Annotated in this window: 23 protein-coding genes and 2 pseudogenes; 11 read left to right on the plus strand and 14 right to left on the minus strand. The window is 74.1% G+C overall.

All coding sequences use genetic code 11. The annotated features are described in order from the left end of the window. Both Ae150APs1_RS31065 and Ae150APs1_RS08325 read left to right on the plus strand, forming a co-directional pair. Nucleotides 1-225, plus strand: a 225-nt coding sequence (locus tag Ae150APs1_RS31065) for an IS3 family transposase (RefSeq protein ID WP_212567180.1), incomplete at its 5' end; no start/stop codon positions are given. A 12-nt stretch (nucleotides 226-237) separates the two neighbouring features. After that, nucleotides 238-714: pseudogene (locus Ae150APs1_RS08325) on the plus strand (DDE-type integrase/transposase/recombinase); the annotation flags it as partial. A gap of 129 nt (nucleotides 715-843) precedes the next feature. Here the strand turns inward: Ae150APs1_RS08325 and Ae150APs1_RS08330 are convergent. The 3 genes from Ae150APs1_RS08330 to Ae150APs1_RS08340 are packed head-to-tail and all read right to left on the minus strand — an operon-like array spanning nucleotide 844 to nucleotide 3,726. Beyond that, the gene (locus Ae150APs1_RS08330) at nucleotides 844-2,349 is read right to left on the minus strand and encodes an MFS transporter (RefSeq protein WP_075296770.1); all 1,506 of its coding nucleotides are present in this window, start codon (nucleotides 2,347-2,349) and stop codon (nucleotides 844-846) included. Between the two features lie 40 nt (nucleotides 2,350-2,389). Further along, nucleotides 2,390-2,884: an STAS domain-containing protein gene (locus Ae150APs1_RS08335; protein ID WP_075296772.1), complete on the minus strand. Its 495-nt coding sequence runs from the start codon at nucleotides 2,882-2,884 to the stop codon at nucleotides 2,390-2,392. Then, on the minus strand, nucleotides 2,881-3,726 hold the full coding sequence (locus tag Ae150APs1_RS08340; RefSeq protein WP_075296774.1) for a DUF6597 domain-containing transcriptional factor: 846 nt from the start codon (nucleotides 3,724-3,726) through the stop codon (nucleotides 2,881-2,883). Before Ae150APs1_RS08340 ends, Ae150APs1_RS08335 begins: the two co-directional genes overlap by 4 nt. A 63-nt stretch (nucleotides 3,727-3,789) precedes the next feature. On the opposite strand from Ae150APs1_RS08340, the gene Ae150APs1_RS08345 reads away from it, so the two are divergent. Beyond that, nucleotides 3,790-4,356: a TIGR03086 family metal-binding protein gene (locus tag Ae150APs1_RS08345; protein ID WP_075296776.1), complete on the plus strand. Its 567-nt coding sequence runs from the start codon at nucleotides 3,790-3,792 to the stop codon at nucleotides 4,354-4,356. Nucleotides 4,357-4,360: 4 nt separating this feature from the next. Here Ae150APs1_RS08345 and Ae150APs1_RS08350 read toward each other — a convergent pair whose 3' ends face one another. Continuing rightward, the gene (locus Ae150APs1_RS08350) at nucleotides 4,361-5,530 is read right to left on the minus strand and encodes a low temperature requirement protein A (protein WP_075296778.1); all 1,170 of its coding nucleotides are present in this window, start codon (nucleotides 5,528-5,530) and stop codon (nucleotides 4,361-4,363) included. Nucleotides 5,531-5,590: 60 nt separating this feature from the next. Here Ae150APs1_RS08350 and Ae150APs1_RS08355 point away from each other — a divergent pair, with 60 nt between their 5' ends. The 3 genes from Ae150APs1_RS08355 to Ae150APs1_RS08365 are packed head-to-tail and all read left to right on the plus strand — an operon-like array spanning nucleotide 5,591 to nucleotide 8,100. Further along, nucleotides 5,591-6,757 (plus strand): low temperature requirement protein A, encoded by a 1,167-nt coding sequence (locus tag Ae150APs1_RS08355; protein WP_212567181.1) that lies wholly within the window; start codon nucleotides 5,591-5,593, stop codon nucleotides 6,755-6,757. Between the two features lie 15 nt (nucleotides 6,758-6,772). Then, on the plus strand, nucleotides 6,773-7,135 hold the full coding sequence (locus Ae150APs1_RS08360) for a GNAT family N-acetyltransferase (RefSeq protein ID WP_075296780.1): 363 nt from the start codon (nucleotides 6,773-6,775) through the stop codon (nucleotides 7,133-7,135). Further along, nucleotides 7,132-8,100, plus strand: a complete 969-nt coding sequence (locus Ae150APs1_RS08365; RefSeq protein ID WP_075296782.1) for a pirin family protein — start codon at nucleotides 7,132-7,134, stop codon at nucleotides 8,098-8,100. Before Ae150APs1_RS08360 ends, Ae150APs1_RS08365 begins: the two co-directional genes overlap by 4 nt. Before the next feature lie 16 nt (nucleotides 8,101-8,116). On the opposite strand, the gene Ae150APs1_RS08370 is transcribed toward Ae150APs1_RS08365, so the two are convergent. The 6 genes and pseudogenes from Ae150APs1_RS08370 to manD all read right to left on the minus strand — a co-directional run bounded on the left by Ae150APs1_RS08370 (nucleotide 8,117) and on the right by manD (nucleotide 14,098). Continuing rightward, nucleotides 8,117-9,079: a sugar kinase gene (locus Ae150APs1_RS08370; protein ID WP_075296784.1), complete on the minus strand. Its 963-nt coding sequence runs from the start codon at nucleotides 9,077-9,079 to the stop codon at nucleotides 8,117-8,119. Then, nucleotides 9,076-10,092, minus strand: a complete 1,017-nt coding sequence (locus tag Ae150APs1_RS08375) for an L-idonate 5-dehydrogenase (RefSeq protein WP_075296786.1) — start codon at nucleotides 10,090-10,092, stop codon at nucleotides 9,076-9,078. Before Ae150APs1_RS08375 ends, Ae150APs1_RS08370 begins: the two co-directional genes overlap by 4 nt. Next, complete coding sequence (locus tag Ae150APs1_RS08380; RefSeq protein ID WP_075296788.1) at nucleotides 10,089-11,477, minus strand: MFS transporter; 1,389 nt, start codon at nucleotides 11,475-11,477, stop codon at nucleotides 10,089-10,091. The genes Ae150APs1_RS08375 and Ae150APs1_RS08380 overlap by 4 nt, the downstream gene beginning before the upstream one ends. A gap of 34 nt (nucleotides 11,478-11,511) precedes the next feature. Further along, nucleotides 11,512-11,916 carry a hypothetical protein gene (locus Ae150APs1_RS34245; RefSeq protein ID WP_254849444.1) on the minus strand — a complete coding sequence of 135 codons (405 nt, stop codon included), beginning with the start codon at nucleotides 11,914-11,916 and terminating at the stop codon, nucleotides 11,512-11,514. 89 nt (nucleotides 11,917-12,005) lie between these two features. Continuing rightward, nucleotides 12,006-12,893, minus strand: a pseudogene (locus Ae150APs1_RS34250) (mannitol dehydrogenase family protein); the annotation flags it as partial. Continuing rightward, nucleotides 12,890-14,098 (minus strand): D-mannonate dehydratase ManD, encoded by a 1,209-nt coding sequence (manD, locus tag Ae150APs1_RS08390; protein WP_075296790.1) that lies wholly within the window; start codon nucleotides 14,096-14,098, stop codon nucleotides 12,890-12,892. The gene manD and the pseudogene Ae150APs1_RS34250, both read right to left, overlap by 4 nt. 137 nt (nucleotides 14,099-14,235) lie before the next feature. Here manD and Ae150APs1_RS08395 point away from each other — a divergent pair, with 137 nt between their 5' ends. Beyond that, entirely contained in the window at nucleotides 14,236-14,946 is a 711-nt protein-coding gene (locus Ae150APs1_RS08395; protein WP_075296792.1) for a GntR family transcriptional regulator, read from the plus strand. A 9-nt stretch (nucleotides 14,947-14,955) separates the two neighbouring features. Here Ae150APs1_RS08395 and Ae150APs1_RS08400 read toward each other — a convergent pair whose 3' ends face one another. After that, nucleotides 14,956-15,225 (minus strand): hypothetical protein, encoded by a 270-nt coding sequence (locus tag Ae150APs1_RS08400; RefSeq protein ID WP_010231891.1) that lies wholly within the window; start codon nucleotides 15,223-15,225, stop codon nucleotides 14,956-14,958. Nucleotides 15,226-15,405: 180 nt separating this feature from the next. Between Ae150APs1_RS08400 and Ae150APs1_RS08405 the strand changes: the two genes are divergently transcribed. After that, entirely contained in the window at nucleotides 15,406-16,170 is a 765-nt protein-coding gene (locus tag Ae150APs1_RS08405) for an SGNH/GDSL hydrolase family protein (RefSeq protein WP_212567182.1), read from the plus strand. A 4-nt stretch (nucleotides 16,171-16,174) separates the two neighbouring features. Here the strand turns inward: Ae150APs1_RS08405 and paaK are convergent, their stop codons facing one another. Next, nucleotides 16,175-17,497, minus strand: coding sequence for a phenylacetate--CoA ligase PaaK (gene paaK / locus Ae150APs1_RS08410; RefSeq protein WP_075296793.1), 1,323 nt, complete (start codon nucleotides 17,495-17,497; stop codon nucleotides 16,175-16,177). Then, on the minus strand, nucleotides 17,494-19,524 hold the full coding sequence (gene paaZ / locus Ae150APs1_RS08415) for a phenylacetic acid degradation bifunctional protein PaaZ (protein ID WP_075296795.1): 2,031 nt from the start codon (nucleotides 19,522-19,524) through the stop codon (nucleotides 17,494-17,496). Before paaZ ends, paaK begins: the two co-directional genes overlap by 4 nt. A 150-nt stretch (nucleotides 19,525-19,674) precedes the next feature. On the opposite strand from paaZ, the gene Ae150APs1_RS08420 reads away from it, so the two are divergent. After that, nucleotides 19,675-20,481, plus strand: coding sequence for an enoyl-CoA hydratase-related protein (locus Ae150APs1_RS08420; protein ID WP_060575186.1), 807 nt, complete (start codon nucleotides 19,675-19,677; stop codon nucleotides 20,479-20,481). Further along, a complete protein-coding gene (locus Ae150APs1_RS08425) occupies nucleotides 20,478-21,077 on the plus strand; it encodes a TetR/AcrR family transcriptional regulator (RefSeq protein ID WP_075296797.1) in 600 nt (199 codons plus the stop codon). The genes Ae150APs1_RS08420 and Ae150APs1_RS08425 overlap by 4 nt, the downstream gene beginning before the upstream one ends. A gap of 83 nt (nucleotides 21,078-21,160) precedes the next feature. Here the strand turns inward: Ae150APs1_RS08425 and Ae150APs1_RS08430 are convergent, their stop codons facing one another. Further along, nucleotides 21,161-22,087, minus strand: coding sequence for a DUF559 domain-containing protein (locus Ae150APs1_RS08430; protein ID WP_170918061.1), 927 nt, complete (start codon nucleotides 22,085-22,087; stop codon nucleotides 21,161-21,163). Nucleotides 22,088-22,306: 219 nt separating this feature from the next. Here Ae150APs1_RS08430 and paaA point away from each other — a divergent pair, with 219 nt between their 5' ends. Further along, the gene (gene paaA, locus Ae150APs1_RS08435) at nucleotides 22,307-23,311 is read left to right on the plus strand and encodes a 1,2-phenylacetyl-CoA epoxidase subunit PaaA (RefSeq protein WP_075296801.1); all 1,005 of its coding nucleotides are present in this window, start codon (nucleotides 22,307-22,309) and stop codon (nucleotides 23,309-23,311) included. The last annotated feature ends 38 nt before the right edge of the window (nucleotides 23,312-23,349 follow it).

Consider the following 23,349-nt stretch of genomic DNA (forward strand, 5'->3'; position numbering starts at 1 on the left):
TGGGCACAGCTGGGCCGCGAAGGCGGCGTGGACGACCGGCCGGTCGCGCGGTGCACCGTCGGCCGGCTCATGAAAGCCGCAGGCCTGCGCGGTGTCCGGCGGCAGCGGGTGCCGCGGACCACCATCCGTGCCGACAGCCCCGACCTGCGCCCGGACCTGGTCGAGCGCGACTTCACCGCGACGGCCCCGAACCGGTTGTGGGTCGCCGACATCACCTACATCTAGACGCATTCCGGTTGGGTGTATGCCTCGTTCGTCTTGGACGCGTTCTCCCGGAGGATCGTGGGTTGGCAGCTGTCACGTCATCTCTACACCGATCTCGCCCTAGACGCACTCAACATGGGGATCTGGATCAGGGAACGCAGCGGTGCAGATCTGTCGCGGTTAACGCATCATTCGGACCGCGGTGTCCAATACGTTGCCATTCGCTACACTGAGCGGCTCGGCGAAGCTGGTGTCGTCGCTTCCGTCGGGTCGGTCGGCGATTCCTATGATAACGCGATGGCGGAGGCATTCAACTCGTTGTTCAAGGCCGAATTGATCCGCAACAAGGGGCCGTGGGCGGGGATCAGCGACCTTGAACTCGCGGTCGCCGAGTACGTCGACTGGTACAACCACCGCCGACTACACGGCGAACTCGGCTTCGTCCCGCCGGTCGAGTACGAGATCCATAACGCCACCACCACGACCGCCCGGCAGCCCGCCGGAGCATGAGAACTCAGCCTCTACCAAACCCGGCACTTGACACTGCCCTGCCCTGCCCTGATCACGGATCGGGCAGCATCGTGGCCGGATATGACCGCTTCGCTTCCCGATCCGTGATCATCGGTAGTGCGCCGAGGGTCAGCGGCCAGGCTCGGTCTGCAGCGCGTCACCGGGGCCCGCGGCCGGGGCCGCCGGGGCGGCCGGAGCGGCCGGGGTAGGCGGAGCGGCCGCGGTAGCCGGCGCGGCCGCGGTAGCCGGCGCGGCCGGGGTAGCCGGCGCGACGGGGGTGGCGCGATCCCCTGGGTCCCCTGGCTTCCCCGGCTCCCTGGGGTCGTCGGTGCTCCGGCGCGCGGCGGGGATCGCCAGGGTGAGCAGCGCGCCCAGCACCGCCAGCCCCGCCAGCAGGTAGAAGATCGAGTCCAGGGCCGCCCCGGACGCCACCAGAGCGCCGCCGACGAGCGGCCCGCCGATCCCGCCGAGCCGTCCGAACCCCGCGACCCAGGCGACGCCCGCGCTGCGCACCGGCGTCGGGTAGTGCGTCGACGCGAAGCCGAAGATCAGGATCTGGGTGCCGCTGGTGCCGAGCCCGACGACCGCGACGAACGCCAGCAGCAGGCCGATCGGCAGCTCCAGGGTGAGCAGGGCGATCGACAGGGCACCGAGCGCGAAGCTGGCGGCGACGACCCGGCGCGGGCCGAACCGGTCGGAGATCCGGCTGGCCGCCAGCGCACCGAGCACGGCACCGCCGTTGAGCACCAGCAGGAAGCTCAGGGAGCCGTTCGCCGAGAACCCGGCACGGCCCATCAGCTCCGGCAGCCAGGTGTTGAGCGCGTAGACCAGGAGCAGGCCGGCGGCGCTGACGAACCCGAACAGCAGCGTCGGCGTCAGGTGCGGGGTGCGGAACAGCCCGGCGAAACCGGCCCGTCCGGCGGGAGCGGCGACCGGGGCAGCGGCACGGGTGAGCTCCGGTACCGCGACACCGGTGCGGTCGGCGACCGCGCGCGCCTCCTCGATCCGGCCGCGGCTGACCAGCCACGACGGGGACTCCGGCATCCGGGCGACCGCCACCGGCAGGACCAACACGAGCGGCAGCGCGCCGATCAGGAACATGCCGGGCCACCCGACGAGCGGCAGCAGCAGGATCGCCAGCAGCGCCGCGAGCAGGCTGCCCAGCGGCACGCCGCAGTAGGCGATCGCGGTGCACAGGTTCTTCCTGCCGGGTGGCGCGAACTCGGCGACGAGGGCACCGGTCGTCGCCACCAGCGCGCCGACCCCGATGCCGGTCAGGAAGCGCAGCGCACCGAACGCGGCCGTCGTCGTCGTGAACGCGGTCGCGGCCATGCCGACCGAGAACCAGACGTAGGAGGTCAGCATGACCTTCCGGCGGCCGACCAGGTCGGCGACCGACCCGGCGATCAGCGCCCCGACCAGGACGCCGACCAGCGCGTAGCTGCCGAGCGCACCGGCGGTGCCCGCGTCGACCGGTCTGATCAGCGACGGGTCGCGGAGGAACAGCGGCACCAGGGTCCCGTAGACGACGAGGTCGTAGCCGTCGAACACCAGCCCGACGGTCGCGGTCCCGACGATCCAGGCGAGCGCCCGGCGTCTCCGTGCGTCGTGCGTCCCACTGTCCGGCGACGTCATCGTCGCTCCCCTCGTCCGGTTCGGGTGTCCGGTCCGAGTTCTACAGCAGTGTGACGCCGCGTCCGTCCTCCGTTGTGTCCGAATCGGGACCGGTCGGGTCCTGACCGTCGTCGCCGGGAGGCACGGCGAACAGCGCCGCGTGCGGGGCCCGTCCCGCACCGCCGGCCGGGATCCGGTCCAGGACGTCGAGGTACTCCAGGGTCCCCGTGGTCTGCAGGACGCGGCGCACCTGGCGGGCGTCGCCGCAGCGGAGCTGGAACGTCACTCCCCCGGCGGCGGCGTCGCGGTGCGCGGCGAGCAGCACCGACAGGCCCGGCGACCCGAGGAACGACACCCCCGACAGGTCCAGCACCACCCGTAGTGCCGCACCGAACCAGGCCACCAGATGCTCGGCCAGGTCGGCCGCCGTGACGTCGTCGATCTCGCCGGTGGCGCGCAGCAGCACCGGCCCGGACGGGTGCGGCACCGGTTCCAGCACGAGCGTCGCCGAGGTGGGACCGGGCGCACCCGTCCGGCCGTCCGTCCCCTCGGTCATCGGGTGCCGCCTCCCCGGGGCGGCGCCCCGTCGACGATCAGGATGGCAGCACCGGGCCGGAGCCGCCGGACGGCGGGACCGGGCCGGCAGGCACGCGAGGTCCGTAGCGGCGCGCGTAGACGGTCGGCGGCTCCCCGAACAGACCGGCGAAGTCCCGGGAGAGGTGGGCCTGGTCGGTGTACCCGAGCGTGGCGGCGACCTCGGCCCAGTGGACGGGCGCACCCCCCCGCCATCAGCTCGGTGACCTCGTGCAGCCGGTAGCGGCGGATCACCCACTTCGGTCCGAGGCCGACGTGCTCGTGGAAGATCCGCTGCAACGACCGGACGCTGTAGCCGCCGTGCCGGTCGACCCGGGTGAGCTCCCGGTCCGCGACGACCGCCGCGACGAGGTCGTGAGCGTCACGGGCCGCCCGGTCCGGGCCGTCCGGTGGGAGGACGGCTCGCAGCCGCTCCGCCAGACCGTCGACGTCCGGCGGCCCGGGCCCGTCGAAGGGCGCCCCGGCCGGGACCCGGCGGTCGGCGAGTGTCGCGACGGGGACTCCTGCCAGCGCTCGCGCGGTGCCCGGCCGGAACGCCACCCCGACGACCCGCCCGCGACCGTGCAGCTCGCGCGTCACGAACCGCGACGCCGGCCCGCTGATCCGGAGCGGCCCCACGCCCGGCTCCCCCGTCAGGTGCACCTGCGGATACGGGACGATCTTCTGCAGGAACGGCCGCGCATAGTCCCAGTCGACCGTCCAGAACCGGTCGACGAAGCCGGCGAGGTCCGGCGGGGGCGGCTCGCTGTGGTGCCGCTGGTACCGGGCCCACTCCCCGGACAGCCCGCGCGGATCGGCGTCCATCGACGGTGAGTATGGCGCGTTCGTCCAAGCCCGGCTCCCCGTCGTCGCCCTAGCGTTGCAGCCATGCACCAGCACATCGCCCCCGCCGCGGCAGCGCACGTCCCGCTCGTGAAGGCCGCCACCGATCTGCCGCTCACCGCGCCGACCCCGTGCGCCGCCTGGGACCTGCGGGGACTGCTCGGTCACCTCCTGTACTGGACGCCGCTGCTGGCCGCCGTCGGGCGCCGGGAGGACCCCGCCGCGGGCGACGAGGCGCGCGCCGCCGAGCTGGTCACGGACGACTGGCCGGCCCGCCTCGACGACGCCCGCTCGGAGCTGGCCGCCGTGTGGTCCGACCCGGCTGCCTGGCAGGGCACCGTCGTCCTGGGTGAGGAGGTGCCGGCAGCGATGATCGGGGGGATGGTGCTGGGCGAGCTCGTGGTGCACGGCTGGGACCTGGGGCGCTCGGTCGGCACCGGCCCGGTCTGGCCCGCCGACGTGCTCGGCGCGGCCCTGGACGCCGTCTCCGGCACGGCCGAGCAGGGCCGCGGGATGGGCGTCTTCGCCGGTCCCGTCGACGTTCCCGCCGGGGCACCGGTGCTGGACCGGATCGTGGCCGTGACCGGCCGGTCGCCCGCGTGGACGTCCTGAGCCGTCACACCGGCTCGGCACGACCGCCGGACAGCTGCGTGACCACCGCCAGCCCGACGACCACCGCCAGCACCACGAGCCCGATCGCGATGGCCGGGAGCGCGTGCCCGAGCAGCAGGGCGACGGCACCGGCGACGATCAGCACCGCGCCGGCGACGTAGCGGGACGCACCGACCGTCCCGGTGCGGCCGCGCAGGTAGATCTTGTTCCCGACGAGGTAGAGCAGTGGGCCGCCGATCGACGTCAGCACCAGCGACGGCGTGTTCTCCGGGTGCGTCAGGTGCAGGTCGATCGCGACCGCGAACAGCACCGCCCCGGCGACCATCAGGCCGTGCGCGTAGGCGAACGCCGAGCGGGCGGCACGGGTGCTGTCGTCGCCCCGGCTGGCGGCCGTCCCGTGCCCGGCCAGCGCGAAGTACGACCACCACAGCGCCACCAGGCCGGTGAACCCGAGCAGGGTGATCAGCACGGTGTAGGGCGTGATCTCCGCCATCTCGGACAGGGTGAATCCCATGATCAGGATGGACTCGCCGAGCGCGATGATGAACACCAGCCGGTTACGCTCGGCGAGGTGCTCGACGTCGACCGGCCAGTCCGTCATCGGGGTGGAGCCGAGCCCGGGCACGCGGAACTCGAAGCGTGGCCCGGCGAGGTCGACCGCCACCGCGACCGCCCAGACGACCAGCCGGGCCACCGGCGGGAGGAACGCGCCGACGAGGAACAGCACGCTCGCGGCGGCGCTCCAGACGAGCAGGTTGCGGTAGTTGCGGGACAGCACGTGCCCGCGCATCGCAATCCACATGAACAGCGGCCGCCCGATCTGGGCGGCCGCGAAGCACAGGGCGAACAGCAGCCCGCCGCCCGCGAACGCCGACGGCAGCGCCAGCGCCATCCCGAGCGCCGCGAGCATGAGCAGGGCGTTCAGCACCCGGACCGGCGTCCGCGCAGGATCGAGGTAGTTCATCGCCCACGCCGAGTAGTTCCAGAGCCACCACACCGCGGTGAACAGCAGCGCCGTCTCCAGCGCCCCGAGCGGGGTGAGGTGGTACAGCAGGGTGTGCGAGACCTGGACGATCGCGAACACGTAGACCAGGTCGAAGAACAGCTCGATCGGCGCGACCTCGGAGTCGCCGGTCCGGCGCAGCAGACGCGGCCGGCTCTCCTGGACGGTCATCTCCGGTCCCCTCCCCGTGTCGGCGTCGCACACACTAGTGCGGCGCGCAACGATGACGGCGTGAGCACACCGTCACTCGGACTGAGCAGGATGCACCCGCGGGACCCGGACGAACCGCACCGGGTGGCGAGCCCCCTGGAGCTGTTCTTCGACCTGGTGTTCGTCGTCGCGGTGTCGCTGTCCTCGGCGGAGCTGCACCACGCCGAGTCGGGCGGCCACGTCGGCGCCGGGCTCGGCGGGTACCTGATCGTGTTCTTCGCGGTCTGGTGGGCCTGGATGAACTTCACCTGGTTCGCCAGCGCCTTCGACGTCGACGACTGGCTCTACCGGGTCCTGACGTTCGTGCAGATGGCGGGCGCGCTCGTGCTGGCCGCCGGGACCCCGGCCGCGATGGCCGGGTCGGGCTTCACCGTCACCGTCGCCGGCTACCTGATCATGCGGCTGGCGATGGTGACCCAGTGGCTGCGGGCCGCCGGATCGCACCCGGGCCTGCGGACGACCGCGCTGCGCTACGCCGGTGGGATCACCGGCGTCCAGGTGCTGTGGGTGCTGTGGGTGGTCTGGTCCCCGACCGGCGCGACCGGCGTCCTCACGTTCGTCGTGCTGGCACTGGCCGAGCTGTCGGTGCCGGTCCTCGCCGAGCGGGCGCGGAGCACGCCGTGGCACCCGCACCACATCGCCGAGCGGTACAGCCTGTTCACCCTGATCCTGCTCGGGGAGTCGATCCTGGCCTCGACCGGCGCCGTCGTCGACGCGCTCTCCTCCGCCGAGCACCTCGCCCCGCGGCTCGAGCTGTCGGCCTGCGGGCTCGTCCTGGCGGCCGGGATGTGGTGGATCTACTTCTGCCGGGAGCAGCACGAGCACGTCCGGTTCATGCCGCGCGCGCTGGTCTTCGGCTACGGCCACTACCTGATCTTCGCCGCGGCCGGGGCGTTCTCGGCGGGCATCGAGGTGGCCGTCGACGTCGACACCCGGCAGACCGGGCTCGCCGCGGCCGCCGCGGGGGCGACGCTGACCGTGCCGGTGGCGGTGTTCGTGCTGGGGATCTGGGCGCTGTCGATCCGGCCGACCCTGCGCACGGGCCGCAATGCCGTCGTCGCCGGGCTGGCCGTGCTCCTCGGGCTGTCGGCGTTCGCGCCGTGGACGCCGGTCGTCGCGGCGGCACTCATGGTGGCCGTCGTCGTCGCGGTGGAGACCGCACCCGCGCGGAACACCGCGGACGCCTGAGCGGTTGATCCGGTCATGTCGGACACCGAGGACCCGGTCGTCACCCACGAGCCGGGGCGCAGCCGCTACGAGATCGCGCTGGGCGGGACCCGGGTGGGTCTGGCCGCGTACGTCGACGACGGCGACGAGCGGCGGATCTTCCACCACACCGAGATCGACGACGCGTACGGCGGCCGCGGCCTCGCCGGGACGCTCGTGCGCGACGCGCTCACGGACACCCGCGCGGCGGGGAGGAGGATCGTGCCCCTGTGCCCGTACGTCCGGCGCTGGGTCGGGACGCACGACGGGTTCGCCGACGTCCTCGACCCGGTGACCCCGGACGCGATCGCCACGGTCGAGCAGGCACTCGTCCGCGACACCGGGGAGGCCCGCCCGTGAGCAACGTCGAGACCGCGCCCGAGGCGCTCGTCTGCGGTGGTGACGCCGCGGCCGTCGAGCTGGTGGAGCCGCGCACGGTGCCGCTGGGCGGTCCGCGGGCGATGACGGTGCGCCGCACCCTGCCGCGCCGCGCGCGGTCGTTGATCGGCGCCTGGTGCTTCCTCGACCACTACGGCCCGGACCGCGTGTCCGACGCAGGCGGGATGGCCGTCCCCGGGCACCCGCACACCGGGCTGCAGACGGTGTCGTGGCTGTTCTCCGGCGAGATCGAGCACCGGGACACGACCGGCGCGCACGCGCTCGTCCGGCCCGGGGAGCTGAACCTGATGACGGCCGGGCTCGGCATCGCGCACTCGGAGTTCTCCATGCCCCGCACGGGTGTCCTGCACGGGGCCCAGCTGTGGGTGGCGCTGCCGGAGGCGCACCGGCAGACGGAGCCGGCGTTCGAGCACCACGTGCCACCGGCGACCGTGCTCGACGGTGCCACGGTGCGGGTGTTCCTCGGTTCGCTGGGCGGGTCGACGTCCCCGGTCGCGACGTTCTCGCCGCTGCTCGGCGCCGAGGTCGTGCTGCCCGCGGGCGCGGTGCTCGCTCCGGCCGTCGACCCGGTCTTCGAGCACGGCGTGCTCGTCGACACCGGCGACGTCGAGGTCTGCGGGACGGCGGCGGCACCCGGCGAGCTGGTGTACCTCCCGCCCGGCCGGTCGGCGCTGGACCTGCGCGCCGGTGCCGACGGCGCCCGGGTGCTGCTGCTCGGCGGGGAGCCGCTGGGCGAGCGGATCGTCATGTGGTGGAACTTCGTCGGCTCGTCGCACGACGAGATCGCCGGCTACCGCGAACAGTGGCAGGCCGAGCGCGCCGCAGGCGGGACACCCGGCGGCCGGTTCGGCGGGTGTCCGGCGGCCTGGGAGTCGACGCTCCCCGCACCGGAGCTGCCGAACGCGCGGCTCAGCCCGCGGGAGTAGCCCCCGGCGCGTCCGGTCAGCGGACGACCGCCCCGCTCCGTTCCGGACGGGCCAGGTCGGCGCGGGTGGGCAGCCCCTCCCAGTCGCCGCGTACCCGGCACACCGCGCCCCCGCAGGCGTTGCCGAGGGCGAGCTGGTCCCACAGCGGGGCCCCGCCGAGCCGCTCGGCGAGGAACCCGGCGACGAACGCGTCCCCGGCACCGACGGCGTCGACGACGTCCACCGGTCCGGTCGGGACGTGCACCGGCCCGTCCGGCCCCGCCACGACGGCGCCCAGCTCGCCGAGCTTGACCACCGCGGTCGCCGGGCCGAGCCCGGTCAGCGCGACGGCGAGCTCCGCGCCGCGGTCCGGGTCGTCGTCCCCGGCCGGGCGGTCGAGCAGCAGGGCCGCCTCGTCGGTCCCGGCGAGGACGACGTCGACCCCGGAGAGCAGGCCGGTCAGCACCGTCCGGGCCCGCTCGTCGGTCCACAGGGCGCGGCGGTGGTTGACGTCGAGCACCACCTCGGTGCCGGCCGCGCGGGCGACGGCGACCGCGCGCCGCACGACGGCCAGCGGGCCGGAGCCGAGCGCCGGTGTGATGCCGGTCAGGTGCAGCACCCGCGCCGCCTCGATCTCCCCGGCGACCGGGTCCAGGTCCTCCGGGGTCCAGCGGGCGGCGGCGCTCGCCGACCGGTAGTAGCGGACCCGGCGGGGCCTGCCGTCGCGCATCTCCTTGAGCATGATCCCGGTCGGGGCGTCCGGGTCGCGCTCGGCGAGCACCCGCACACCCTCGGCGCGGATCTCGCGGACGACGGCCGTGCCGAGGTCGTCGTCGCCGACCCGGCTGATCCAGGTGACGTCGTGGCCGAGGCGGGCCAGCCCGATCGCGACGTTCGACTCCGCCCCGCCGATGCCGACGCCGAGCGCCGAGCCCGCCACCAGCCGGTCCCCCGGCGTCAGCAGCGCCATCGTCTCGCCGAGGGTCACGACCCCGCTCACCGGTCGAGCCTCAGCATGACCTTGCTGCTGCCCGGGGCGGCGGCGACGGCGATCGCCTCCCCGGCGTCGGCGAGGTCGAACCGGTGGCTGACGACCGGGGACACGTCGACGCCGTCGGCCAGTGCGGTCAGCGCACCGGCGATCTCGACGAACCGGAACGAGCCGACCCAGGTGATCTCGCGGGTCACCAGGTCGCCCAGCGCGGACGGGGCGGGGGCGCCCGGCAGGTTCCCGACCTGCACGACGGTCCCGCCACGGGCGCAGGCGCGCAGGACCGGGCCGAGTGCGGACGGCGCGCCGGACGCCTCGATCACGACGTCGACGTCGTCGGGCAGTGGCTGTGCGGAGACGTCGACGACGGCGTCGGCCCCCATCGCGCGGGCGACCGCCAGCGAGGCGGGGTCGACGTCGGACGCGACCACGGTGGCCGCGCCGCGGTACCGGGCCGCGGCCACCGCGAGGCAGCCGATCGGGCCCGCCCCGTTGACGAGGACGGTCCGCCCGGTGAGGTCCCCGGCCCGCCCGGCCGCGTGCAGCGCGACGGCCAGCGGCTCGGCGAGCGCGCCGTGCTCGGTGCCGACACCGCCGGGCAGGACCCGGACCTGGTCGGCGGGGACCGTGCGCAGGCCGCTGAACCCGCCGTCGGTGTGCGGGTCGAAGGCGGCCGAACCGAGGTAGCGCACCCGCGGGTGGAGGTTCGTCCGCCCGGCGATCCGGCAGGGCAGCTCCCGGTCCCCGACGAGGGTCGCCGGGTGGACGGTGACCGGCGTGCCCGGTTCGGGCCCGGTCACGTCCGGGCCGAGTGCGGCGACCCGGCCGGCCACCTCGTGCCCGAGCACCAGCGGGTGGCGGAGTGTCGCGGTGCCCGAGCCGCCGTGGCGCCAGTAGGAGATGTCGGAGCCGCAGATGCCGCCCCACTCCATGGCGACCAGGACCTCCCCCGGCCCGGGTGCCGGATCGGGGCGCTCGTCGACCCGCAGGTCGCCGGGTGCGTGTACGACGACGGACCTCATGCGGCGTCCTCCAGGCGGACCAGGTCGCGGCCCCGGGTCTCCGGCGCGAGGAGCGCGGCGACCAGGGTGATCGACGAGTAGACGACGAGCATCACCGCGATCGGCCACCAGCTGCCGGTGACCGCGGTGAAGGTGGCGGCGAGGACGGGGCCGATCGCGGTGGCGAGGACGCCGCCGACCTCCTTGGCCAGCGCGAGCTGGGTGAAGCGGGTGCGCGACCCGAAGAGCTCGGCCATGGTCACGCTCTCCGCGGAGAAGATGCCCAGCACGCCGAGGTTGAGCGCGATCACCATCGCCAGCGTCAGCAGCACGGTGTTCCCGCTGACGATCATCAGCATCAGCGGGAACGCGAGCACCGCGGTCGCCACGGTCAGTCCGATGTAGACGGGGCGGCGGCCGATCCGGTCGCTGAGCAGCCCGATCAGCGGCACGGTGACGAACCCGACGAGGGAGCCGATCACGATCGCGTCGGTGGGGACCGAGCGGTCCATCATCAGGTTGGTCGCGATGAAGCCGACCAGGAAGGTCTGGACGAGGCCGGAGTTGCCGGCCTGGCCGAAGCGCAGCCCGAGCGCGAGCAGGAACGCCCGTCCCTTGCGCTGCTTCAGCCCTGCCTCCAGGACGCTCGTCCCGGGCTGCTGCGCGGCGGCGTCGGTCAGCTCGTCGCGGCTGAGCGCGACGCCGTCGACGACGTCGGCCCGCTCCTCGAAGACCGGGCTCTCCTTCACGTTGCGCCGCAGCCACACCGCCAGGATCAGCAGCACGAAGCTCAGCAGGAACGGCAGCCGCCAGCCCCAGGAGACGAGCTGCTCCTCGGTGAGGACGACGAGCAGGATCGCCCAGATGCCCGACGCGGCGAGCGTGCCCGAGTTGGTGCCCAGCGAGACGAGCGACCCGATCAGGCCCCGGCGCCGGTTCGGCGCGTACTCCACCAGCATCACGGTGGCGCCGGCGATCTCCGCACCGGCGCCGAAGCCCTGCGCCAGGCGGAGCACGACGAGCAGGACGGGCGCCAGGATGCCGATCTGGGCGTAGGTCGGGAGCGCACCGATGAGCGTGGTCGAGACGCCCATCAGCAGGATCGTGAGGTAGAGGACCTTCTTGCGACCCAGCCGGTCGCCCATCCGTCCGAAGTAGACGGCGCCGGCGAGCCGGGCGACGTAGCCGACGCCATAGGTCGCCATGGCGGCGATCAGGCCGACGGCGGGGTGCACGTCGGGGAAGAAGACCTGGTTGAAGACGATCGCGGCCGCCAGCGAGTACAGCTGGAAGTCCATGAACTCCATCGCCGTACCGAGCCGGCCGGACGCGGCGGCCTTGCCGAGATCCCGCGTGGAGCGGGTGGCCGGTCCCGGGGAGCCGGTCGTCGTGGTCTGGTCCGTCATCAAGAACTCCGTTGCTCCGTGACCGGGTGGTGGATCAGAGCTCGACGCGTCCGGCGCCGAGTGCGGGCAGGTGCGCGGCGACGCCGGTGACCAGGTCGTCGTCCGCGGCGAGATCGGGGGCCCCTGCGGTGTCCAGGAGCATGCGGACGGTCGCGGCCGGGTCGGTGGTGCCGGACCGGGTGGCGTGCACCCAGCCGGCGAGTGCGAGCCGCAGCATGGGACCGCCGCCCCCGGCCCGCAGCACCGGGAACCAGCGCTCGGCGATCTTCTGCGAGCCGTCGGAGCCGATCTGGCGCAGGCGGTGCCGGATCCCCGGGTTCCCGAAACGTGCCACGAGGGCGTCGGCGTAGGCGGCCGGGTCCGGCCCGCCGGCGGGCAGGGTCGGCGCGACCTCGGTGGCGAGGGCGCGGACCAGCGGCGCGCCCCAGTGCGTGGCCATCGTGTCGGCGACCGTCTCCACCCCGGCGGCGAGGCGAGGTAGGCGAGCGCCGAGTGCGCGCCGTTGAGCAGCCGCAGCTTGGTCAGCTGGAACGGCGCGACGTCGCCGACCAGCTCGGCACCGGCGAGCTCCCAGCGCGGCCGCGGCCCGGCGAAGCGGTCCTCGACCACCCACTGCAGGTAGCTCTCGCCGGTCACCGGGACGGCGTCCACGGTGCCGAGGGCCGCCGCCGCGGCGGCGCGGTCGGCGTCGGTGGTGGCGGGCACGATCCGGTCGACGACGGTCGCGGGGAACGTGACCGCGGTGTCCATCGCCGCCAGCACCCGGTCCCGGTCCGGCCACGCCGACGCGGCGACGAAGCCCCGGACGACGGCGGCGGTCACCGCGCCGTTGTCCGCCGTGTTGTCGCAGGACACGACGCTGATCGGCGCGCCGCCGTCCCGCATCCGGCGGGCGAGTCCGGCGGCGAGCGCCCCGATCGGGGTCCGCAGGGGCCCGGTGCCGGCGAGGTCGGCGGCGACGTCCGGGTCGGTGGTGTCCGGCCCGCCGCCGGGGCCCCGGCGGTAGCCCTTCTCGGTCAGCGTCAGGGTCACGACGGTGACGTCCGGGTCGGCGAGCAGGCCGGACACCCGTCCGGCGTCCGGGCCCAGCCGCAGCGCCTCCACCACCGACCCGACGACCGCGGTGCGCGGACCGGCCGCGCCGTGCTCGGTCAGCGAGTAGAGGTGGTCCTGCGCCCGCAGCCCGTCGACGACGTCCGCCGAGCGCGGCGCGACCCCGGCGACACCCCACGGCTCGCCGGCGGCCACGGCGGCGCGCTCGGTGCACGGCGCCTGGTGGGCCCGGTGGAACGCGCCGAGCCCCAGGTGCAGCACGCGCGGCCGCAGGTCACCGGGATCGACGGCCGGGCGGGCGTCGGCGGGGACGCGGGCGAGCGTCGCGCGCCCCAGCGCGGGACGGGTCGTGGGCGCGCTCACCAGTCGTGCACCGAGCCGTCGAGCCGGCGCGCGACCGGCAGGTACCGCTGCCGGTACGGGAACCGCTCGGCCGCCTTCTCGTCGTAGGTCACGCCCAGCCCCGGCTCGTCGGACGGGTGCAGCATGCCGTCGGCGAGCGTCGGCCCGCCGTGGAACACCTCCGCGGCCTCCGGCGGATGGCCCATGTACTCCTGGATGCCGAAGTTCGGCACCGCGAGATCGAGGTGGACGGCTGCGGCCATGCTGACCGGGGAGAGGTCGGTGGCGCCGTGCGAGCCGGTGCGCACCTGGTACAGCGCGGCCAGGTCGAAGATCCGCCGCAGGTGGGTGATGCCCCCGGCGTGCACGACGGTGGTGCGCACGTAGTCGATCAGCCGGCCGGTGATGAGCTGCTGGACGTCCCAGATCGAGTTGGGGATCTCGCCGGTCGCGATCGGCGTCGTCGTGTGCTGTCGGATCAGGCGGAACGCCTCCTGGTCCTCGGCCGGGGTCGGGTCCTCCATCCAGAACAGGCGCGCGGGCTCGACGTCCTTCCCGAACCGGGCCGCCTCGATCGGGGACAGCCGGTGGTGGACGTCGTGCAGCAGGTGGAAGCCGAACCCGAAGCGCTCCCGCACCGCCTCCAGGTACCCGGGGGCGAAGGCCAGGTAGGCCTCGGTGTCCCAGGGCTGCTCGTCGGGCAGCTCGGTGTCGGCGGGCTCGTAGAGCGCGCCCTTGCGTACGCCGTAGGTGCCCCCGACGCCGGGCACGGCCGCCTGGGCGCGGACGGCCCTGAACCCCTGCTCCAGGAACCGTTCGACGTCGTCGAGCAGCTCGGGGACGTCCCGGCCGCTGGCGTGCGAGTAGACCAGCACGCCGTCCCGGGAGCGGCCGCCGAGCAGCTCGTAGACGGGCAGGCCGGCGACCCGGCCCTTGATGTCCCACAGCGCGGTGTCGACGGCCGAGATCGCGGTCATCGTGACCGGGCCGCGCCGCCAGTAGGCGCCCTTGTACAGGTACTGCCAGGTGTCCTCGATGCGCGCCGGGTCGCGGCCGACCAGCAGCGGCACCAGGTGGTCGCGCAGGTAGCTCGCGACGGCGAGCTCGCGGCCGTTGAGCGTGGCGTCGCCGAGCCCGACGACCCCGTCGGAGGTGGTGATGCGCAGGGTGACGAAGGTGCGCCCGGGCGAGGCGACGAACACCTCGGCCCGCTCAATCGTGCTCATCGCTGAACTCCCGTTCCGAGATCCGTGCCGTCGCCGTCCTCCGCTGCTGTCACCGTCGCGAAGTACTTGCATACAAGTATCCGTCGGGATGATGGCGCAAGTGCCGGTGACGGTGTCGCTGCGGATATCGTGGGGCCGTGCCACCGAACGGGACGCGGCGGACGAGCCGCCGGGAGGTCTACGAGACCCTGCGCCGTGAGGTGCTGACCCTCGGGCTCGCGCCCGGCGCCGCGCTGTCCGAGAACGAGCTGGCCGCCCGGCTCGGCGTGAGCCGCACCCCGATCCGCGAGAGCCTCGTCCTGCTGGTCGAGGAGGGCCTGGTGCAGGTCTTCCCGAAGATCGGGTCGTTCGTGTCGCGGGTGGACCCGGCGCGCGTCGCCGACGCGCAGTTCGTCCGTGAGGCGATCGAGCTGGCCGCGCTGCAGGACCTGCCCGGCGAGCCGGATCCCGCGGTCGTCGCCGAGCTGCGGGAGAACCTGGCCGCCCTGCAGCGGCCGGGGCTGGACCAGGACGCGTTCTTCGAGCTGGACGAGGCGTTCCACCAGGGCCTGCTCCGGCTCAGCGGGCACGGCAGCGCCTGGACGACGGTGGTCTCCGCGAAGGGGCACCTGGACCGGGCCCGCCGGCTCGGGCTGTCGGAGAGCCCGCCGACCGAGTACGCCGCGCAGCACGTGCGGATCCTCGACGCCGTGCTGTCCGGTGACACCGGATCCGCCCACGCCGCGATGCGCGGCCACCTGCGGGCCGTGTTCGACGACATCGAGCGGATCCGCGAGCGCTCACCCGAGCTGTTCTCGGCCGACCCGGCCTCGGTGCCGGTGCGGCGCAGCGTCGTCGTCTGGGAGTGACGCCCGGGGTCAGCCGTGCTCGGCCCGCACCACCGCGACGACCCGGCGCAGCTGCTCCAGCAGCAGGTCGGCGTCGCGCCCGTCGGGTTCGAGGGTGCCCTCGACCCGGCCGACCTCACCGGAGAGATCGACCCACAGGTCGCGCACGGCGTACCGGCGCGAACGCAGTGTCGTGAGGACCTTCATCAGGCCCTCGGTCCCGCCGGTGACGAGCAACGTGAAGCGGTGGCCGGCCGGCGTCGTGGTGGTCGCCGGCTCGGCGGAGGTGAGCGTGTCCATCGGATCTCCGTGGGTCGCGGTCGCGAGGGGATCCGGCCAGGTCCGGGTGGCGGCACGACGTCGCGCGCGCCGGCGACCTGAGTTCAGCCGGCGCGCCGGGTAATCACCAGACCGCGCACCGGACCAGGGTAACAGCCGTCACCACCCCGCCCGGCCGCGACGACCGTTGCGGGGCGGATCATGGACCGCGTGCGGTACGTGGCGATCGGGGACAGCTTCACCGAGGGCGTGGGTGACGAGGACGCCGCGGGCACCCCGCGCGGCTGGGCGGACCGGGTCGCGGCCGGGCTGGCCGGGGCGTCGGGCGGGCCGGTGTCGTACGCGAACCTGGCCGTGCGCGGGCGGCTGCTCGACGACGTCGTCGGCCGCCAGCTGGACGCCGCGCTCGCGCTCGACCCGCTCCCCACGATGGTCACGCTCAACGGCGGCGGGAACGACATGCTGCGCCCGCGCAGCGACCTGGCGCGGCTGCGCGCGCTCACCGCGTCCGCGGTCCGGCGGTGCGCCGACGCCGGGGTCCGGTTGGTGCTGCTCAGCGGCGCCGACCCGTCGGCCGGGCTGCCGATGGGCCGGGTCGTGCACCGGCGGTCGGCGGCGCTGACCGGCGCCGTCGCGGACCTCGCGGGCGAGCACGGCCTGACCCTCGTCGACGCCTTCTCCGACACCGAGATCCGCAGGCCGGGCTACTGGTCGCCGGACCGGCTGCACCTCGGCCCGGCCGGGCACGTGCGCGTCGCCGGGCTGGTGCTGGACGCGCTCGGGGTCCGCGGGTCGCTCCCGGCGGCGGGCACCGCTCCGGACGCCCCGCCGCGCGCCGGGACACACCTCGCGTACTACCGCGAGCACGTCCTGCCGTGGGTCGGCAGGCGGTTGCGCGGCCGCTCCTCCGGCGACGGCCGCCCCGCGAAGTACCCGGACTGGACGACCGTGCCGCCCACCGGCTGAGCCGTCACGAACGGCGGTCCTGGAGCCGCTGCAGCTTCCCGACCGACCGCTCCAGCGTGTCCGGGTCGACGACCTCGCAGGTCACCGTCACGCCGACGGTCTCCTTCACCGCGCGCACGAGCTCGGCCGCCGCCGGTTCGCGCCGGTCGGCGGGGGTGTCGTGGCGGGCCTCGACGCGGACCCCCAGCGCGTCCATCCGGCCCTCGGTCGTCAGCACCAGCTGGAAGTGCGGTGCGAACCCCGGTGTGCGCAGGACGATCTCCTCGATCTGGGTCGGGAAGACGTTCACCCCGCGCAGGATGATCATGTCGTCGGACCGGCCGGTGATCTTGGCCATCCGGCGCATCTGCGGCCGCGCGGTGCCGGGCAGCAGCGTCGTGAGGTCACGGGTGCGGTAGCGGATGATCGGCAGCCCCTCCTTGGTGAGGCTGGTGAACAGCAGCTCCCCCTCCTCGCCGTCGGGGAGCGGGGTGCCCTCGAGCGGGTCGACGACCTCGGGCAGGAAGTGGTCCTCCCAGATGTGCAGGCCGTCCTTGGTCTCCACGCACTCCTGCGAGACGCCGGGGCCCATCACCTCGGAGAGCCCGTAGATGTCGACGGCGTGGATGCCGGCGCGCGCCTCGACCTCCGCACGCATCTGCTCGGTCCACGGCTCGGCGCCGAAGATCCCGACCCGCAGGCTGGAGCTGCGCGGGTCGATGCCCTGGCGCTCGAACTCGTCGAGCAGGGTGAGCATGTAGCTCGGGGTCAGCATGATGACCTCGGGCTCGAAGTCGGTGATCAGCTGCACCTGGCGCGGGGTCATGCCGCCGGAGACCGGGATCGCGGTGGCGCCGAGCTTCTCGACGCCGTAGTGCGCGCCGAGCCCGCCGGTGAACAGGCCGTACCCGTAGGCGACGTGCACCCGGTGCCCGGGCCGGCCGCCGGCCGCCCGGATCGAGCGGGCCACGAGCGTCGCCCACCGGTCGATGTCCCCGGCGGTGTAGCCGACGACGGTCGGACGGCCGGTCGTCCCGGACGACGCGTGGATCCGCGCGATCCGCTCCCGCGGCACGGCGAACATGCCGAACGGGTAGGTCTCCCGCAGGTCGGCCTTGGTCGTCGTCGGGAACCTCGCGATGTCGGCGAGCTCGCGGCAGTCCTCGGGCCGGACGCCGTGCGCGTCGAACTTCTCGCGGTAGTGCGGCACGTTCTCGTAGGCGTGCCGCAGCGTCCACTGCAGACGCTCGAGCTGCAGCGCGCGGAGCTCGTCGACCGACATGCGCTCGGCCGGGTCGAGCAGCCCGGCCGGGGGCGCGTCCCCGAACCGCTTCGTGGCGGTGGTCATGAGTCCTTCTTCGCGACGAGGGTGAGGACGTCGTAGCGGGCGACGGACTCGCCGTCCTGGCGGGTGACGTCGGCGTCCCACCGGACCTCGCCGTAGCCGGCGGACTCGCGCGGGGTGAGCTGTTTGCAGGTCAGAGTCACGGTGAGCTCGTCGTCGAAGCGGACGGGCGTGAGGAAGCGCAGCCCGTCGACGCCGAAGTTGGCCAGCACCGGGCCGGGATCGGGATCGACGAACAGGCCGGCGGCGAGCGAGACGACGAGGTAGCCGTGCGCGACGCGCTGCCCGAACAGCGGGTTCGCCGCGGCGGCCGCCTCGTCCATGTGGGCGTAGAACGTGTCGCCGGTGAACTCGGCGAAGTGCTCGACGTCCTCGCGGGTGACCCGGCGCGGGCCCGCGACCAGGCAGTCGCCGGGACGGAGCTCCTCGAGGTGCCTGCGGAAGGGGTGCACGTCGGACTCGTGGCGCTGCGCGCCGGTGACCCAGCGGCCGGTGATCGCGGCGAGCGAGTCCGGGTCGGCCTGGACCGCGGTGCGCTGCATGTGGTGCAGGACCCCGCGGATCCCGCCCATCTCCTCGCCGCCGCCGGCCCGGCCGGGGCCGCCGTGGACCAGCTGCGGCAGCGGGGACCCGTGGCCGGTGGACTCGCCGGCGTCGCGGGCGTTGAGCACGTGCACGCGGCCGTGGAACGGCGCGATGCCGAGCACGACCTCGCGGACGAACGCCGGGTCGGCGGAGACGACCGAGCCGGCCAGCGAGCCCTGCCCGCGCGCGGCGTACTCGACGAGCCGGTCGGTGGTGTCGTAGGGCAGGACGGTCGCGACCGGGCCGAACGCCTCCACCTCGTGCGGCCCGGCGCGGTCGGGGTCGCCGACGAGCAGCAGCGGGGACACGAACGCGCCGCGGTCGGCGTCGGCGCCGGTCACCTCGACGTGGTCGGGGTCGCCGGACACGATCCGGCCGACGTCGCGCAGGGCCTTCACGCTGCGCCGGACCTCCTCGCGCTGGTCGAGGCTCGCGAGCGCGCCCATCCGTACACCCTCGGCGCCGGGCGCGCCGACGACGACCGTCGCGAGCCTCGCCGATGCGGCCTCGACGACCGCGTCGAGGTGGGCGCTGGGGACGAACGCGCGCCGGATCGCGGTGCACTTCTGCCCGGCCTTGACCGTCATCTCGGTGGTCAGGGCCTTCACGAAGAGGTCGAACTCGTCGGTGCCCGGGCCCGCGTCGGGGCCGAGCGCGGCGAGGTTCAGGGAGTCGGCCTCGGCGGAGAACCGGACGGCGTTGCGGACGATCGCCGGGTGCGACCGCAGGGTCTGCGCGGTCGAGGCCGAGCCGGTGAAGGACACGACGTCCTGCCCGGTCAGGTGCTCGAAGCAGTCCCCCAGCCCGCTCGCGACGAACTGGACGGCGCCGGTGGGCAGCAGGCCCGAGTCCACGACCAGCTCGACGAGCTTCGCGGTGAGGAACGCGGTGGGCGACGCCGGCTTGATCAGCGTGGGGACCCCGGCCAGGAAGGCGGGGGCGAGCTTCTCCAGCGGGCCCCACACGGGGAAGTTGAACGCGTTGACCTGCACCGTCACGCCACGGAGCGGGGTGAGCACGTGCTGGCCGAGGAACGTGCCGCCGCGCCCCAGGGGCTCGACGTCGCCCTCGACGACCACGGTGTCGTTGGGCAGCTCGCGCTTGGCCTTCGAGGCGTAGGCGAGCAGCACGCCGATGCCGCCGTCGACGTCGAGCTTCGAGTCGCCGAGCGTCGCACCGGTCTGCGCCGAGACCGCATAGAGCTCCTCGCGGTGCTCGCGCAGGTGCTGCCCGAGCGCCTTGAGCAGCGCGGCGCGCTGGTGGAACGTGAGTTCCCGCAGCGCCGGGCCGCCGGTCCGGCGGCCGAAGTCGAGTGCGGCGCCGAGATCGAGGCCGTCGGCGGAGATCCGCGCGACCTCCTCGCCGGTCACCGCGTCGTGCAGCGGGCGCCCCTCACCGGTCCCGGTCTGCCAGGTACCCGCGAGATGGCTGCGGAGCAGGGTCATCGGCGACGCCTCCGTCGTAGCTCGTCGTTGAACCGACCGTTCGTTCGGCTGCGAACCTAGCACTGCCGGACACCCGGCGGCCAGAGCTGCCCGGCAGCTGCCCGGCGCGGATGAGGGGCCGATCGTTCGGTCGGCCGCTAGGGTGGCCGGATGGCCGACTCCGAACCCGCCGTCCTCGTCACCCGCGACGACACCGACCCCGCCGTCGCGGTGATCACGCTGAACCGGCCGGCGAAGTACAACGCGCTCACCGTCGAGCTCAAGGAGGCCCTGCTCCCCGCGATCACCGGCGTGTCCGCGGACGACTCGGTCCGCGCCGTCGTCATCACCGGGGCCGGGAAGGCGTTCTGTGTCGGGCAGGACCTCGGCGAGCACGCCGCCGCGCTCGAGAAGGACCCGACGACCGCGCTCGACACCGTCCGCGACCACTACAACCCGCTCGTCCTCGCGATCACCGGGACGCCGAAGCCGGTCGTCGCGGCGATCAACGGGCCGTGCGTGGGCGCCGGGCTCGGCCTCGCGCTGGCCGCCGACCTGCGGGTGGGCGCCGCGGGGCTGAAGTTCGGCACCGCCTTCACCGGGATCGGCCTGGGCGCCGACAGCGGTCTGTCGGCGAGCCTGGCGCACGCCGTCGGCGTCTCGCGCGCGACCGAGCTGCTGCTGTTGAACGAGCAGTTCACCGCCGAGGACGCCCGGAACTGGGGCCTGCTGCGCGACGTCGTCCCGGCCGAGGAGGTGCTGGACTCGGCGCTGGAGCTGGCCCGGAAGCTGGCTGCCGGCCCGACCCGCGCCTACGCCGAGGTGAAGGGCGCCATCCGGTTCGGCGCCGTCAACGAGATGCCGGCCGTGCTGGAGTACGAGGCCGACGCCCAGGTCCGGCTGGCGACGACGACGGATCACCAGGGAGCCGTCAGCGCGTTCCTGGCGAAGAAGGCCCCCACGTTCGAGGGCCGATGAGCGCCGCGCCGGCGAAGCGGGCCCGCCGACCCTCCGGCGGGCGGGACCAGCTGCTCGAGACCGCGGTCGGCGAGTTCATCGCCCGCGGCTACGACGCGACGTCGATGGAGGACCTGTCCCGCGCCGCGGGGATCACCAAGTCGTCCTTCTACCACCACTTCGCCGGCAAGGAGGCGCTGCTGCGCGCCGCCCTCGAACGGGCCGTGGACGGCCTGTTCGGCGTCCTCGACCTGCCCGCCGCCCAGGAGGGCACCCCCGCCGGACGGCTCCGGGTGATCGTCGCCGAGCAGGTCCGGGTGCTCATGACCGAGCTCCCCTACGTGACGCTGCTGCTGCGGGTGCGCGGCAACACCGAGACCGAGCGCTGGGCGCTGGAGCGGCGGCGCGCGTTCGACACGGCGATCACGACCCTCGTCCGCGACGCCGTCGACGCCGGTGAGGTCCGCTCCGACGTGGACCCCGCGCTGGCCGCCCGGCTGCTCTCGGGCGTCGTGAACTCGATCGTCGAGTGGTACCGCCCGGACCGCCCCGGCACGGCAACCCTCCCGGAAGACGTGGTGAGAGCAACCTTCGAAGGCATAGTCCCCACCCCCTGACCGGCTCAGGCCGTCGAGTCGCACGGTGCGGCCCCGGCGAGGGCCGAACCGTGCACCCCGATCGCGACGCCGGCGCCCAGAGCTCAGCCGGCGAGCCGGAGCAGGTGGTGCCGGACCGTGCCGGCGACGCGATCGGGGTAGCGGATCACCTCGCTCGCGTCGGGCCGGAGGACGGTCCAGCCCTGCGCGGTCAGGAACGCCTGCCGTGCCAGGTCCTCGCGCGCCTGCCACGGGTCGAGGTGGTGACCGCCGTCGTACTCGATGCCGAGGAGGAGATCCGGGTACGCGAGGTCGATCCGGTACGTCCCGACCGGATGTTGCAGCACCGGAGGTCGGACGCCGTGGTCGTGCAGGGCGAGCCGGACCCGTGTCTCCATCGGGGACTCCGCGAGCGGGCTCGCCAGGGCGACGAGCCCGGCGAGGCGCGCGACACCCCGGCTCCCGGGATGCCGAGCGTGCACGCCGAGCACCTCCTGCGGCGCGAAGCCACCGACCCGGGAGAGCGCGTCGAGCGCGATCACCGCGTCGAGCCGTGGCTCGCGCCGCGCGAGGTCGAACGCGGTGCGCAGCGCCGACGTCGTGACCACCGTCCGGCCGGGAACGAACCGGCGGCGCCGCCCCGGCAGCGGGATCGGAACCCCGTACACGGTCTCGTCCGGCAGCACCGCGGCATGCATCGGGCGCAGGCCCTCCCGGCTGCGGCGGTGCCCCTTCGGCACCATCACCTCGACCGGTACGGGGCGGGGCGCGCAGTCGGCCCCCAGCATCTCGGCGGCCGACCAGGCCGCGAGGGCGGTCGCACCGCCGGCGTGCACCCGTGCCCGGGGGTCCTCCAGGGCACCCACGGCGAGCGCCGCAGCCTCACAGCGCACCAGGTACGTGAGTGCGACGTCCGCGGACAGGAAGACGTCCCGGAACAGTGCCTGGAAACGCGGCCCGCGGAGTTGCTTGCGGGTCACGAGGCCCGCAGCGACGGCCGCCGCCCCGGAGAAGGGTCGTGTCACATCCATGCGACTCCGACGACACCGCCCCCACCCCGGTTCCCCCCATCCCGCCGCAGGGCACCCACGACCGCGCGGACGAGGATCGATCATCACGTTCCGGCCCCGCTCGGGGCATCGGCGTGCTGATCGACCGGCACCGCCTCGTGGAAGGGGGTGGGGGTTGCGCTCTTGGGGAGTGGTGGGTCAGACTGACAGCCGAACGAACATTCGGTACGGAGGTGTCCAGTGACGAGCACCGCGCCATCCGAGGCGGATCTGCAGGAACGCTTCGACGCCACGATCGCGGCGGACCAGCGGATCGAGCCGCGGGACTGGATGCCCGAGGCGTATCGGAGGACGTTGATCCGCCAGATCGCCCAGCACGCGCACTCGGAGATCATCGGGATGCAGCCCGAGGGCAACTGGCTGCTGCGGGCACCGTCGTTGCGGCGCAAGGCGATCCTGCTGGCCAAGGTGCAGGACGAGGCCGGTCACGGCATGTACCTGTACGCCGCCGCGGAGACCCTCGGGGGGGACCGCGAGGAGCTGACCGAGAAGCTGATCGACGCGAAGCAGAAGTACAGCTCGATCTTCAACTACCCGACGCTGTCCTGGGCGGACATCGGGGTGATCGGCTGGCTCGTCGACGGTGCGGCGATCTGCAACCAGGTGCCGCTGTGCCGGTGCTCCTACGGGCCCTACGCGCGGGCGATGATCCGGATCTGCAAGGAGGAGTCGTTCCACCAGCGGCAGGGCTACGAGTCCCTGCTCGCGCTGGCGAACGGCACCGAGGCCCAGCGGGCGATGGTGCAGGAGGCCACGGACCGGTGGTGGTGGCCGTCGCTGATGATGTTCGGCCCGGCCGACGGCGACTCCCCCAACACGCAGCAGTCGATGGCGTGGGGGATCAAGCGCCACACCAACGACGAGCTGCGGCAGCGGTTCGTGGACATGAGCGTCCCGCAGGCGGAGGCGCTGGGCGTGACGCTGCCCGATCCCGAGCTGCGGTGGAACGAGCAGCGCCAGGCGCACGACTTCGGTGAGCCGGACTGGTCGGAGTTCACGGCGGTGATCTCCGGGGCGGGGCCGGCGAACCGGCAGCGGCTGGAGCACCGGCGCCGCGCCCACGAGGGCGGCGAGTGGGTCCGCGAGGCGGCCCGCGCCTACGCCGACAAGCAGGCTGCCCGGGCGAGCACCGGGCCGGGCACGGGAGCGGGCGCAGGTACGACCACCGAGGGGGACCGGGCGTGATCCCGAGCGACGACAGCACCGGCAGCACCGACAGCACC

Origin of the sequence: Pseudonocardia sp. Ae150A_Ps1 (genome assembly GCF_001932315.1) — a bacterium.
Classification (GTDB): Bacteria; Actinomycetota; Actinomycetes; order Mycobacteriales; family Pseudonocardiaceae; genus Pseudonocardia.